The 12,768-nt window shown below is 71.6% G+C and carries 11 protein-coding genes; 7 read left to right on the top strand and 4 right to left on the bottom strand.

Annotation, left to right across the window (positions count from 1 at the left end; genetic code table 11):
• The first annotated feature begins 32 nt into the window (after positions 1 to 32).
• Both IG08_RS0116800 and IG08_RS0116795 read left to right on the top strand, forming a co-directional pair.
• The gene (locus tag IG08_RS0116800; RefSeq protein ID WP_030602254.1) at positions 33 to 842 is read left to right on the top strand and encodes a GH12 family glycosyl hydrolase domain-containing protein; all 810 of its coding nucleotides are present in this window, start codon (positions 33 to 35) and stop codon (positions 840 to 842) included.
• 72 nt (positions 843 to 914) lie between these two features.
• On the top strand, positions 915 to 1,628 hold the full coding sequence (locus tag IG08_RS0116795) for a CDP-alcohol phosphatidyltransferase family protein (RefSeq protein WP_030602251.1): 714 nt from the start codon (positions 915 to 917) through the stop codon (positions 1,626 to 1,628).
• Here IG08_RS0116795 and IG08_RS0116790 read toward each other — a convergent pair.
• Positions 1,591 to 2,043, bottom strand: coding sequence for an FAD synthase family protein (locus IG08_RS0116790; protein ID WP_030602248.1), 453 nt, complete (start codon positions 2,041 to 2,043; stop codon positions 1,591 to 1,593). The genes IG08_RS0116795 and IG08_RS0116790 overlap by 38 nt on opposite strands.
• Positions 2,044 to 2,256: 213 nt before the next feature.
• Here IG08_RS0116790 and IG08_RS0116785 point away from each other — a divergent pair, with 213 nt between their 5' ends.
• Genes IG08_RS0116785 through IG08_RS0116775 form a run of 3 tightly spaced genes read left to right on the top strand, consistent with a single transcriptional unit; the run spans position 2,257 to position 6,430 of the window.
• A complete protein-coding gene (locus IG08_RS0116785; protein ID WP_052424739.1) occupies positions 2,257 to 3,471 on the top strand; it encodes a glycosyltransferase in 1,215 nt (404 codons plus the stop codon).
• On the top strand, positions 3,468 to 5,105 hold the full coding sequence (locus IG08_RS0116780) for a hypothetical protein (protein WP_030602242.1): 1,638 nt from the start codon (positions 3,468 to 3,470) through the stop codon (positions 5,103 to 5,105). Before IG08_RS0116785 ends, IG08_RS0116780 begins: the two co-directional genes overlap by 4 nt.
• A complete protein-coding gene (locus tag IG08_RS0116775) occupies positions 5,102 to 6,430 on the top strand; it encodes an MATE family efflux transporter (RefSeq protein ID WP_030602239.1) in 1,329 nt (442 codons plus the stop codon). Before IG08_RS0116780 ends, IG08_RS0116775 begins: the two co-directional genes overlap by 4 nt.
• Before the next feature lie 110 nt (positions 6,431 to 6,540).
• Here IG08_RS0116775 and IG08_RS0116770 read toward each other — a convergent pair whose 3' ends face one another.
• A complete protein-coding gene (locus IG08_RS0116770) occupies positions 6,541 to 7,986 on the bottom strand; it encodes an oligosaccharide repeat unit polymerase (RefSeq protein ID WP_052424731.1) in 1,446 nt (481 codons plus the stop codon).
• A gap of 157 nt (positions 7,987 to 8,143) precedes the next feature.
• Between IG08_RS0116770 and IG08_RS0116765 the strand changes: the two genes are divergently transcribed.
• Positions 8,144 to 8,716 carry a WcaF family extracellular polysaccharide biosynthesis acetyltransferase gene (locus tag IG08_RS0116765; protein WP_052424730.1) on the top strand — a complete coding sequence of 191 codons (573 nt, stop codon included), beginning with the start codon at positions 8,144 to 8,146 and terminating at the stop codon, positions 8,714 to 8,716.
• Positions 8,713 to 9,834, top strand: coding sequence for a glycosyltransferase (locus IG08_RS0116760; RefSeq protein WP_030602230.1), 1,122 nt, complete (start codon positions 8,713 to 8,715; stop codon positions 9,832 to 9,834). The genes IG08_RS0116765 and IG08_RS0116760 overlap by 4 nt, the downstream gene beginning before the upstream one ends.
• Here IG08_RS0116760 and IG08_RS0116755 read toward each other — a convergent pair.
• Complete coding sequence (locus IG08_RS0116755) at positions 9,810 to 10,469, bottom strand: hypothetical protein (protein WP_030602228.1); 660 nt, start codon at positions 10,467 to 10,469, stop codon at positions 9,810 to 9,812. The two genes, IG08_RS0116760 and IG08_RS0116755, sit on opposite strands and share 25 nt — an antisense overlap.
• Complete coding sequence (locus IG08_RS0116750; RefSeq protein WP_030602226.1) at positions 10,466 to 12,730, bottom strand: LamG-like jellyroll fold domain-containing protein; 2,265 nt, start codon at positions 12,728 to 12,730, stop codon at positions 10,466 to 10,468. Before IG08_RS0116750 ends, IG08_RS0116755 begins: the two co-directional genes overlap by 4 nt.
• Positions 12,731 to 12,768 lie beyond the last annotated feature (38 nt).

Here is a 12,768-nt window from a genome sequence, read left to right as displayed (position 1 = left end):
CCGATCAGCCCTCTCCGTAAGGACCGCCCGCCATGCAGCACCGCCGTCCCCACTACTCCAAGAAGGCGAAGACCCTCGCCGCCGCCACGGTCGCCCTCGCCGCGGCCGTCGGCGTCACCGTCGCGCAGGCGGACGAGTCCAACAAGAAGTGCACGGCCTACGACACGATCACGCTCGGCAAGTACTACGTGAACAACAACCTCTGGAACGAGGGGAAGTACACCGGCACCCAGTGCGTCTGGGACAACTCCCGGTCGGGATCCACGATTTCGTGGGGCACGAGCTACAACCTGGCCAACAGCGCCACGGGCAAGGACTACGACGTGAAGTCGTACGCCAGCACAGTGCTCGGCTGGCACTGGGGCTGGAAGGTCGACAAGGCCTCCACCGGACTGCCGATCCGGGTCGGCGACCGCAAGCCCGTCAACACCAGCTGGGACTTCACGGTCAGCTCCAACCCGGGCACCATGAACGTCGCCTACGACCTGTGGCTGCACACCAAGAACACCGCCGACTGGCAGGACCAGCCCACCGACGAGATCATGATCTGGCTCAACCGGCAGGGCGGGGCGGGCCCGCTGGGCACGAAGTACGGCAGCGTCAGCCTCGGTGGCGCGATGTGGGACATCTACCAGGGCGACATCGGCTGGAAGGTGTACTCCTTCGTCCGGCGCACCAACACCACCAAGGCCTCGTTGAACCTGGACGACTTCACCCAGGCCCTGGTCTGCCGCAACCTGCTGAGCAACGACAAGTACGTCTCCGGGATCGAGTCCGGCACCGAGGTCTTCAAGGGCACGGGGCGGCTCGACACCAAGTCGTATTCCGTCAACATCGGCTAGCACGCCGAACGTCCGTTCACCCCGTGTCATCATGGCGTTCACTGATGCGGCACGGGGGCGCGAGGGGGGCTCGTGGGGACTCTGACGGCATTGCGAGGAGCACAGAAGTCGGCGAAGGGGGTGTCGCTGTACTCGCGGTACGTGAACCGGCCGGCCGGGCGGATCCTGGCCGCGGGCGCGTACCGGGTGGGGCTGACACCCAATCAGGTCACGTTGGTCAGCGCCGCGTTCACCTTCACCGGGATCGCGGCCGTGGCACTCGTACGGCCTTCCTGGCCGCTCGCGCTCGCGGTGTACGCGGCGCTGGTGGTCGGCTTCGCCTTCGACTCGGCCGACGGTCAGCTCGCCCGGCTCACCGGGAAGGGCGGCCCGGCGGGCGAATGGCTGGACCATGTCGTGGACTGCGCCAAGATGGTCGCGCTGCACACGGCCGTGCTGATCGCCTTCTACCGGTTCTTCGAACTGCCCGGCGACGGCTGGCTGTTGCTGCCGCTCGGCTTCCAGCTCGCCGCCGTGGTCACCTTCTGCGGCGGACTGCTGACCGAACAGCTCAAGCGCGGAAGGCCCACCGGGAACACCCCGGCGGCTCCGCCCTCCCGGCTGCGGGCCATCGCCCTGCTGCCGGTGGACTACGGGGTGTTCTGCCTGGTGTTCCTCACGCTGGGCGCACCCGGCGTGTTCCGGGTGGCCTACGCCGCCCTCGCCGTCGTCCACGCGCTGTTCCTCGTGGCGTTCCTCGCCAAGTGGTTCAGGGAGCTGTCCGCGCTTCCGCGGCTCCCGGCGTGACCAGCGCGTCCAGCGCCTTGCCCAGCAGCGTGCTGGACGTGTGCACGGTGTACGGGAAGTAGACGACCTCGACGCCGACGGTCGCGAAGTCGCGCTCCAGGCGGGCGCCCTTCTCGGTGCCCCGCCAGTCGTCCCCCTTGAAGATCACGTCGAACCGGACCTGTTGCCAGGTCTCCAGCTTGTCGGGCACGGTCTCCACGAACGCGGCGTCCACGTGCCGGACACTGCGCACGATCTCCAGGCGCTCCGGCAGCGGGACGACGGGCCTGCGCCCCTTGGCCAGTTCGGCCATCTCGTCCGAGACGACGCCCGCGACCAGGTAGTCGCACTGACTGCGGGCGTGCCGGAGGATGTTGAGGTGGCCGATGTGGAACAGGTCGTAGACGCCGGGCGCGTAGCCGACACGGTGGACCATGCGTTCTCCCCCCACGGTGAACGTCGACCCGGCAGTCCGGGTGATGGTCCAACGACCTTACTGTGAAGCCAACCTGGAGATCCGGTGAACAGTTAAGGTGGTCAAGGATCGCTTCTGGGGGGAAGGGGACCGGCTTTGACCGGAGTTGAGCCCACGCATGCCCGTACCGCGCACATCGACCAGCATCACGCCTTGACCGGCCGCACTCTGTTGCTGGTCTCCACCAACTACGCGCCCGAGCACACGGGCATCGGCCCGTACGCCACCCAGCTCGCCGAGCACTGGGCCGCGCGCGGCGCCGACACCCATGTCCTCGCGGGCATGCCGCACTACCCGTCCTGGCAGCTCGACCCGGCCTACACGGGCCGCTGGCGGGCCCGGGAATCGCGCGGCGGAGTGACCGTCCACCGGCGAAGACACACCGTGCCGGCCAAGCAAACCGCCTTGCGCCGGGCCCTGTTCGAGGCCTCGCTGCTCGCCCACCAGCTGGCCGCGCCGCCCCGCATGCCGCGCCCGCACGCGGTGGTCGCCCAGATGCCGAGCCTCGCGGGTGCCGTGGTCGCGGCGCGGATCGCCGCCCGGCACCGGGTGCCGTTCCTCCCGGTCGTCCAGGACCTGATGGGTGCGGCGGCCGCGCAGAGCGGCATCAGCGGCGGCGTCCGGGCGGCCGCCGTGGCCGCACGGGCCGAGCGGTACGCGCTGAGCCGGGCCGCTCTCGTCGGCGTCATCCATGACAGCTTCCGGCCGCGGGTGGAGGCCATGGGCGTCGACCCGGCCCGCATCCGGCTCGTCCCCAACTGGTCGCACGTGGCCCGGCCTTCGGGCTCGCGTTCCGAGACGCGGGCCCGGCTCGGCTGGGCGCCGGACCGCCAAGTCGTCCTGCACTCCGGGAACATGGGCCTCAAGCAGGGCCTGGAGGTCCTCGTCGACGCGGCCCGGCTCGACCCGGGCGTGGACTTCGTCCTGATGGGCGACGGCAACCAGCGCGCGGCCCTCCAGGAACGCGCCCGCGAGGTGCCCAACCTGCACTTCCTGCCGCCCGCCGAGACCGCCGACTTCCCGGACGTGCTCGCCGCCGCGGACGTCCTCGCGGTCACCCAGCGGGCGTCCGTGCTCGACATGAGCGTGCCGTCCAAGCTCACCTCGTACTTCGCCGCCGGCCGGCCCGTGGTCGCCTCCGTCGCGGCCGAGGGCGGCACCGCCGACGAGGTGCGCCGCTCCGGCGCGGGCGTCCTGGTCCCGCCGGAGGACCCGGCCGCGCTGCTCTCCACCCTCAAGGAGCTCGCCGCGGATCCGGCCGAGGCGGACCGGCTCGGGGCGCGCGGGCCCGCGTACGTGGACGAACATCTCAGCGCCGCGGCCGGACTCGGCCGCCTGGACGACCTGCTCGACGAAGCACTTGCGCACGAAGGAGCGGCACGCGCATGAACGAAGACATACGCGGGCGGGAGGACGAGCCGGAGCTCCTGCGCGACCAGGTGCAGCAGGTCCTGCGGCACCGCGTCCTGGTCGCCGGCGGCCTCGTCGCCGGGCTGCTCGCCGGCGCCTGGTTCGCCTACGGCTCGGCCCCGACGTACGAGTCCTCCAGCGAGGTGCTGGTGCGGGCGGCGACCATCAACCCGTATGCCACGAACGGCGTTTCGGTCGACAAGCAGATCAACATCGGCAGCGAACGGCAGACGGCCGCCGGCAACGCGGTCGCCGAGCGCGCCGCCGAGAAGCTCGGCCGCAGCACCGACGACGCCGGCGACCTCCAGGGCCACCTCCAGGTGACCAACCCGCCCGACACCCTGGTCCTCAAGTTCAACTACGTCGCGGCCAACGCGAGGGACGCGGCCAAGGGCGCCGAGGCCTTCGCGCAGGCCTACCTCGACTACCGCGAGACGCAGACCACCGGCACGGTCACCAACATGATCGCCGGCTACAAGAAGCAGCTCGACCCGCTCGCCAAGCAGCGCGAGGACCTCCTCGACCAGATCAACCAGCTGGAGGGCGACACCGAGAAGAGCACCGCCCTGGCCGCGCAGGCCAACCTGCTCAGCCAGATCTCCGAACTCACCAACGACATCAGCGAGTTGCAGGCCCTCGACACCACGCCCGGCTACATCACGGTGAAGGCCGAGGAGCCCGTCAAGGCGGAGGGCCTGGGCACGCCCATGCTCATCGCGCTCGGCGGCGTGGTCGGCCTTGCCCTCGGGCTGCTCGGCGCCTGGCTGCGGATGGTCTTCGATCCGGCGGCCCGCTCGGCCGACAGCGTCTCCCGGGCCCTGCGCGCCCCGGTTCTCGGCAGCCTGCCCCGGGTCCCGGAGGAACCGCTGCTCGCCGCCGACGGCGCGCTCGCCGAGCAGTACCGCTCGGTGGCCTTTCGGCTCGCCTACGACCGGCACTTCGCCGACCGCCGCAGGCTGTTGGTCGTCGAACCGGGCGGCGAGGGCGCCACGGCCGCCGTCGTCGCCGTCAACCTCACCGCCTGCTTCGCCGAGACCGGCATGTCCGCGCTGCTCGTCGAGGCCGACCTGCGCCATCCCGGCCTGGCCCGCAGACTGCCCGAGGCGCCCGGCGTACGCCCCGGCTGGGCGGCCGGCGAGGCGGTGGCGGACGGCGTCCCGTGGCCCGGCGGCCGGCACATCACCGTCGACGCGGGCGAGTCCGGCACCTTCGAGCTCGTCCCCGGCACCCGCGTCCCGCACGTGTCCCGCACACTCACCTCCGCGGCCACCACCCGCCTCATCGACCAGGCCGACGCCCCGAACACCACCGTCGTCGTCCTCGCCCCGCCCGTCCTCTCCTACGCCGACGCGCTCGCCCTCGTCGACCGGGTGGACGGCGTGGTCGTGGTCTGCGACCCGCGCACCGTCGCCCGTACGGCACTGGAGCGCATCCGGGAACTCATCGACGGCGCCGGCGGCCAGGTCCTCGGCGCGGTCCTGCACCAGGCCCCGCGCCGGCGCACGGTGCGCCGGCGCGTCGAAGGCGCCGCCCTGATCCCGACCCCGACCCCGACCACGCCCCTGACCACCGAGTCCGTCCCGAGGGACACTCTGTCCTCGGGCAGCCGGTGAGGGCCCGTACGGCCGTCCTGTGCTCCGTCCTCGACCAGGCGGTGAGCGCGCTCACCAACATCGCCGTCCTGGTCCTGGTCGCCCGGCACAGCGAGGCCGACACCTTCGCCCTGTTCGCCACGGCGTACGTGGTGTTCAGCGTGCTCCTCGGCGGGTTCGGGGCGTACGTCGGGCAGGAGCTGGTGCTGCACCGGGGAGAGGCTGAGCCAGTGGGTCGGCGAGTGGCTGAGCCACTGGGCCAGGGAGAGGCTGAGCCACTGGGCCAGCGAGTGGCCCAGCCACCAGGCCGGCGAGAGGTTCAGCCACTGCGCCAGGCCTGCCGGAGCGCCGTCGCGTTCACGGCGGGCGCCTCGGCCGTGCTGGGCGCGCTGCTCGCGGGCGGCGCGTTCCTCACGACCGCCGACGCGGCGGTGTTCGCGGCCCTCGGCTTGATCCTGCCGCTCACCCTGACCCAGGACACCCTGCGCTACTGCTTCTCGGTCCTCCGCAAGCCCCAACTGGCCCTGTTCACCGACCTCCTGAGGCTCGCGGCCGCCCTGCCCGCCCTCCTGCTCCAGCCGGACGGCGCCTCCGCGGCCCGGACGACCCTGGTGTGGGGCCTGTCCGCCGCCCCCGCCCTGCTGCTGGCGCTCGCGCTGCTGCGCCCGCTCGTCACGGGCGAGCGGGCGGACGTGAAGCGCTATTTCGTACGGGGCCACCTGGGCCGGCGCTTCCTGGTCGAGTTCGGCGTCGGCAACGCCACCAGCCAGCTCGCCGTCCTCGCCCTGGGCCTGTTCGCGACCCCGCTCGCGGTGGGTGCCCTGCGCGGTGCGACCACCCTGTTCGGACCGCTCAACGTGGCCTTCAACGCGGCCACCGGCTTCGGCCCGCCCCTGCTCAACCGCCACCCGGCACCCCGCCGGGCGGCCCTGCTCGCGGGTGGCGCGCTGGCCGCCGTAGCGGCAGGATGGGGCGCTGTCCTGTACACGCTGCCCACCTCGTGGGGCCGTCAACTCCTCGGCGACACCTGGGAGTCGGCCGCGAAGGTCCTCCCGGCCACCGGTGCCCAGTACGCGGCGATGGCCTTCGGCGTCTGCGGACTGCTCGCCCTGCGGGTGCTCGCACCCCGCGCCACCATGCCCGTGCAGCTGGCGTTCTCACCGGTGTCGGCCGGATTGCTGCTCGCCGGATACGCGTGGACCGGCGTCGCGGGCGCGGCCTGGGGCCTGTGCCTGGGCTCGGTACTGAAGGGGGCGGCCGCGTGGATCCAGGCCACCCGGGCGCCCTTGCCCTCGAAGGTCGAGGTCAGCGCAGCTGCCGCCACCGCTCCGGGGGCAGCGTCGTGACCAGTGCGAGGCGCGTGATGTCGGTGGTGACCGGGCTGGTGGCGTCGGGTTGACGGGAGCGGCCGCGTGGATACGGGCCACCCGGGCGCCCCTGCCCCTCAAGGTCGAGGTCAGCGCAGCTGCCGCCACCGCTCCGGGCGCAGCGTCGTGATCAGCGCCAGGCACATGATGCCGATGGCGACCCGGCCCGAGGCCTGGAGCAGCGGGCCGCGCAGCAGGATGAAGGAGTAGCCCGCGACCAGGGGGACGGCGAGCGTGAGAATGCTCGCCGGACCCGGTCGCGCCACCGCGTGGGCGTAGCGCCGGTCGACCCGGGCCGACGCCCAGCCGATCAGCCCGAACCCGGCCACCATCCCGAACGGCCCGAAGTCCAGCCAGAGTTCGGCCCACAGGGGTGAGGAGCGGTTGGTGTTGGTCGCCGCCATCCACTCGCTCACCATCACGCCGGTGTCCTTCGGCTTGTCCGTCCACACGGACCGGGGCACGAAGAACAGGACGGAGCCGGCGAGCTGGCGGCCGTAGGTGTGGCCGTTGCCCGCGTCCGCGTACGTGATGGTGTTGGCGAACATCGCCATCTGGTCGTAGTCCTTGAGCACCAGCGGATCGAGTACCGACGACGTCTCGGTGGTGCGGGAGTTGGCGTCGTCGTAACGGAACTTGTCCGCGAACGGGAAGATCAGCACCGCCGCCGCGACCCCCAGCGACAGGGCCGCCCGGTACATCGCCGGGCTCTGCGGGAAGACGGTGAACAGCAGGGCGAGCAGGACGGTCAGGAACCAGTAACGCGGGTTTGATATCGGGTTGTTGACTATGGCGTTCAGGCCGATGAGCGCCACCAGCGCGATCCACGGCAGCGGTCTTCTGCGGGCCCGTGGCGAGGTGATCAGCCAGCGGGTCACCACCATCAGCGCGAGCAGCGCGGGCACCGTGCCGAAGCCGCGCAGGATCGCCGTACTCGCCTGCGAACCGGGGCTGGAGAGACCGCTGGACGCGATCGACTCGTTGATCTCCATCCGGCTCGCGAAGAACACGGACAGCCCGCCGAGCTTCAGCACGAACAGCCCGCTCCCGACGAACGCCACCGCGATGAGCACGGCGAGTCGTCGCCGGGACACCATCGCGGGCCGGAACACCGTCCGCGCGGTCGGCCGCGCCCCCGGCCGCACCAGCATCGCCCCCGCGTCGAAGGCCACGCACGCCACCAGCACCAGCGCCACCGCGAGGTCCAGGTCGGACCGCGAACCCGCCACCGGCACCGGCGTCTTGCCCACCACGACCTGCGCGAGCGCCGCGATGCCCATCGCCATGTAGACGAACAGCCAGAAGGTGCCCTGGAGCAGCTTGCGGTGTCGGCCCAGGATCATCGCCGACAACCGGGCGCCCGCGTACACGGTGAGCACGAGCTGGAGCCAGTACACCTGGTCGCGCAGACCTGCGCCGGGCTGCAGCGCGACGAAGGCCGGCATCAGGACGGTGAGGCTCAGGACGAGCGGCAGGGCGAGGACGCGCCGGAGCGTCCCGCGCCCGTGTCTCTCCGCGGAATCGGCAGCGCGCATCGGTGGTGCGACATCCATGGTTCCCGCCGCCATAAGCCCCCCTCTACTTTTCGTTCACAGAGTCTACGGATTTGTGTGCGAAAGGGGTGTGGAATCCCTAGGGTGGATCACGGAGGGGAAATACGGGGTGCAGTACGGGGTTCTGAGGGGGTAACTCGTGCGCGACCTACGGACGTTCACGCTGTCCGGATACGACAAGGGACGAGGGATCGCGGTCCAGGCACTCTGGTTCTGCGTGATGAACACGCTGTTCATGGCGTGGTTCTGCCCGGCACGCGTGCGTGTGGCGCTGCTGCGGGCCTTCGGGGCGCACATAGGGGAGGGCGTGCTCATACGCCACCGCGTCCGTGTCCTGTGGCCCTGGAAACTGACCATCGGCGACCACACCTGGATCGGCGAGGGCGCCTGGCTGCTCAACCTCGAACCGCTCACCATCGGCTCCCACGTCTGCGTCTCCCAGGAGGCGCTCCTGTGCACCGGCAGCCACGACCACCGCAGCACCGACTTCCGGTACCGCAACGCGCCCATCCGCGTCGAGGACGGCGCCTGGATCGCGACCCGCGCGACCGTGCTGGCGGGAGTGACCGTCGGGCGGCACGCCGTGGTGGCCGCGGGCACCGTACTCAAGCACGACCTGCCGGAACTCACCCTGCACACGGCCGTGGGCACCCGTGCGCTGAAGGAGCCCACGACGGAGTCGACGGAGCCCACGAAGGAGCCCACCCCGTGAGAGCCCTGCACGCCGTCACCCTGCACACGCCCACCCAGGCCTTCGGCGGCCCGGTCCGCGTGGCCGTCAACCTCACCGGAGGCCTCGCCGCGCGGGGCGTGGAGAGCCGTATCGTCGCCCTCGGCTCCGGCTTCGACGGCCCGCTCCCGGACGACGTCGACGGCCGGCCCGCCCGGCTCTACCCGGCCCGCCGTGTCGTGCCCGGTGCCGGCTTCAGCGGCATCACCTCGCCCGCCCTGCTCGCCGGCGCCCGCCGCCTGGTCAAGGGCGCCGACGTGGTCCACGTCCACCTCGCCCGCGACCTGGTCACCCTGCCGATCGCGCTGGCCGCCCTGAGCGCGCGCCGCCCGCTGGTCGTCCAGACGCACGGCATGGTCGACCCCAGCGACAAGGTCCTCGCCAAGGTGCTGGACGCCGTCGCCGTACGCCGGGTGCTGCGGCGCGCGGACGCCGTCCTGCACCTCACCTCGTACGAACGCAAGGGCCTGGACGCGGTGTTGGGGGGCAAGGACCCCGGAAACGGAGTCCGGCTCGTCAACGGCGTGCCCGCACAAGAGAAGCGGCCGCGTCCCGAGGGGCCGCCCCGGGTGCTCTACCTGGCCCGGATGCAGGCCCGCAAACGCCCCGCGGACTTCGTGGCCGCCGTACCCGAGGTGCTGCGCCGGCATCCCGACGCCCGCTTCGTGATGGCCGGGGCCGACGAGGGCGAGCTCGGGGCCGCGCTGAAGCTGGCCGACGCCCTGGGGGTGTCCGACTCCGTCGACTACCTGGGCAGCCTCGCCCCCGGTGCCGTACTCGGCGAGCTGCGCCGTACGCATGTGCATGTCCTGCCCTCCGTGGACGAGCCGTTCCCGATGTCCGTCCTGGAGGCTCTGTCGGTGGGCGTCCCGTCGGTGGTCACTCCCACCAACGGTCTCGCCGAGGACCTCGCCCGCTCCGGCGCGGGGCGGGTGGCGAGGACCCCGGAGGCGCTGGCCGCCGAGATCCTCGCTCTCCTGGAACCCGCCGCCCATGACACCGCCTCCGAGGCGGCCTGGCAGCTGTCCCGTACGTCCTTCTCGCTGGAGGCGGTCACCGACCGCCTCCACACGATCTACGAGTCCTTCGCCCAGGCGTAACAGCCGTTGGACGTAAAGGACTTGGTGCCCTTCTTGATGGTGATCCGGTGCTTGCCGCCCGAGGTCCCGTCGAGGGACCACGAGCAGTCCTTCGTCGGGGTGAGCGCGCGGTAGGTACCGGGGACGGGATCGTCGTGGGAGCCGTCGGCGTACCCGCCCTCGGCGTCCTCGATCAGGGACTTCAGCTCGGGGCACAGGCCCTTCACCGCGTCCTTCGCCCCCTTGATCTCGCCCGCGATGATCGCCCCGACGACCGCGTCCCGGTCGATCTTCGCGGTGGACGCGAGCTTGTCGCAGGTCTCCTGACCGGCCTGCAGGATCGCCGCCGGGTCGGTCCCCTCGGGGACGCGCCCGGACAGGTACTTCTTCTCCTTCTTGGTGAACGACCCGGTGACCGGGGTGAGTTCGTCGTCCGGGACGGTGTTCTCGGGACCCTGGGACGACGCGGGTGCCTTGCTGGAAGGCGTACTCGAAGGCGTGCTCGAAGGGGTGTCCGACGGCGCCGCCGAAGAAGCCGGACGGGAAGTGCTCCCCGGACTCCCGGCCGCCTCGGTCCGCTGCTCCCCACCCCCACCCCCGCCGCACGCGGCGAGCAGGGGCAGGAGCAGCAGTGCCGCAAGGGTGGAGCGCCTCATGAACCCGTCCCGGTCGAGTAGTGCGAGGCGATCTGACTTGACGTCAGCACACCGCCGTACACGGCGACTTCGTCGATCTGTCCGGTGAAGTACCGGCTCGACGGCCGGCTCGTCCAGTTGTCCAGGTTGTCGCCGCCGACCCGCCAGAACCCGCTGGACTGCTGGCTGGTGGTGACGGTGAAGTTGGACGCGCGCAGCGTTCCGTCGACGTACAGCTTGATGCCGTCACTGCCCTGTGTGGCGACCACGTGGTGCCAGTTGCCGTCGTTGAAGGCCTGGAGCGTGGTGATGGTACGGATCGACCCCGGGTAGACGCCGAAGATCAGCCGCCCGGCGTTGGTCATGTAGATCTGCTTGTCGTAGGTCGTGGACGCCAGCTGCACCTTGTTGGCGAAGCCGATGAGCTTGCCGCCGGTGCTCGTGGTGGTCTTGAACCACAGTTCCAGGGAATACGCCGACGGCGTCGAGCGCCGCTTGTCGGTGTACGTCCACTCGCTCTGTGATCCCGTGTAGCCGACCGACGAGCCGGAACCGGCGGCCCCGTCCGCGACGGCCTGCGTCGGCGCGTTCCAGTGGACGCCGCTGTCGTCGCCGCTGGAGCTGTCCGCCGCGTACGGGTTAGAGGTCTCGCCGAACCGCCAGTACAGGTTGGCCCCGTCGGACCGCACCTTCGCGGCGTAGGCGTCCGCCGCGCTCGCCACGGTCACCGACTGAGCGGTGGACTTGGAGGTGGTGTTCGTGCCGTCCGAGGCGCTGATCCGGTACGAGTGCGACTCGCCCGCCGCCACGGCCGTGTCCGTCCAGGTGAGCTGGGGCCGCGACCAGGGCAGCGAGTCGGCCGCCACCTCGTACACGGGTGTGCTCGCCCCGTCCTTGTAGACCCGGTAGGTGAGGTGGCTGTCGTCGGTGTCGTAGCTGGAGCGCCAGTGCACGGCGACCTTGCCGGCCTCGACGCTCTCCACCTTCACCTGCGGCACGGTCGGCGCGGCGGTGTCGGGGCCGGAGGCGACCCGGGTCAGGGCCTGCTGGGCGGTGCCGTCGACGGCGGTGAACTCGCCGCCGATCCACAGGTAGTCGGTGCCGTCCTTGGGCGCGAGGGCGAAGACGCGCGGGCCGATGCCCTCGCCGATGCCGTCGTTGGTGTCGGGGGCCCAGCCCAGCAGCGCCGGGTCGGCCGTGGTCTGGGCAAGGAGGTGGCGGCGCTGTCCGTCGGGGAACTCGCCCATCGAGGAACAGTCGTGGGCGTGCGAGGCGCTGTACACCACGCCCTGGTACAGCTGCAGGGCCTGGGTCGCGCCGAGGCAGGTGTCCCGCCAGCGCTGCGCGAAGGTGTCCGGCTCGAAGGCCGCACGACCGTCGAAGACCCCGCCGCCGCTGCCCTCGCTGGCCGTGTAGACGCCCGAGGCGTCGGCGGTGATGTCCTTGACGACGGAGGTGTCCGGGAAGAATCCGCGCGGGTACGCCCTCGTCACCGCGCCGGTCGTGGCGTCGGTGACGGCCAGTGCGTGCGAGTCGCTGCCGTTGACGGAGAAGAAGTCCCCGCCGATCGCCACGTGCTGCCCGTCCGCGGTGACCGCGACGGCCCGCCCCGGCTCGTCGGCGTTCGCCGTCCAGGACGTCAGCGCCCCGGCCGTGTCCACGGCGGCGAACCGCTGCCGCGTCTCGCCGTTGACCGTGCCGAAGTCCCCTCCCAGGTACACGGTCGAGTCCGTCACGTCCAGCGCCCGTACGGTGGCCGCGACCGCCGGATGGAAGTCGGGGCTCGGGGTGCAGGTGGCGATGTCGATGGCGGCCAGGCTGTTCACGCCGACGCCGTTCACGGCCCCGAAGTAGCCGCCCGCGTACAGGGTTTGGCCGTCCGGCGAGACGGCGAGCGCGCGGACCGTCGCGGTGCCGTCCCCGACCGTGAACGACAGGGTGCAGCCGGTGGGTGCGCCGGTCGCGGCGTCGAACGCGGCGAAGTTCACGGCCGGTTGCTCGGTGGCGTCCCCGGCGGCCGCTCCGGCCGGGCGGATCGCCGAGAAGGTGCCGCCGGCGAAGACGACACCGTCGGCCTGGGCGAGGGCGTACACGACGCCGTTGGTCTGCCAGGTCGACAGGTCGTCGGCGGTCAGGGCCACCGGGCTGGTGAGCGCGGCGGCGTCGGTGGCGGTGAGCGGGACGGTGAGCAGGGGAGCGGTGAGGGCGAGCGCCAGCGCCGTGATGCTTCTTCGGGAACCAGGTCGTCCGGTTCTGCGACTCTGCGGTGATCTGTCGTGCATGTCGTTCTCCTTGTGCGACGAGCGGTGCTGCGAGCGGT

The organism is Streptomyces fulvoviolaceus (assembly GCF_000718165.1).
GTDB lineage: Bacteria > Actinomycetota > Actinomycetes > Streptomycetales > Streptomycetaceae > Streptomyces > Streptomyces fulvoviolaceus.
Note: the sequence above shows the minus strand (reverse complement) of the source record. Positions and strands in the feature narration are given on the sequence as shown.

Coding starts and splice junctions, on each gene's coding strand:
- IG08_RS0116755 (WP_030602228.1), bottom strand. CDS start 10,469: ATGAGGCGCTCCACCCTTGCGGCACTGCTGCTCCTGCCCCTGCTCGCC.
- IG08_RS0116770 (WP_052424731.1), bottom strand. CDS start 7,986: ATGCGCGCTGCCGATTCCGCGGAGAGACACGGGCGCGGGACGCTCCGG.
- IG08_RS0116750 (WP_030602226.1), bottom strand. CDS start 12,730: ATGCACGACAGATCACCGCAGAGTCGCAGAACCGGACGACCTGGTTCC.
- IG08_RS0116800 (WP_030602254.1), top strand. CDS start 33: ATGCAGCACCGCCGTCCCCACTACTCCAAGAAGGCGAAGACCCTCGCC.
- IG08_RS0116790 (WP_030602248.1), bottom strand. CDS start 2,043: ATGGTCCACCGTGTCGGCTACGCGCCCGGCGTCTACGACCTGTTCCAC.
- IG08_RS0116780 (WP_030602242.1), top strand. CDS start 3,468: ATGAACGAAGACATACGCGGGCGGGAGGACGAGCCGGAGCTCCTGCGC.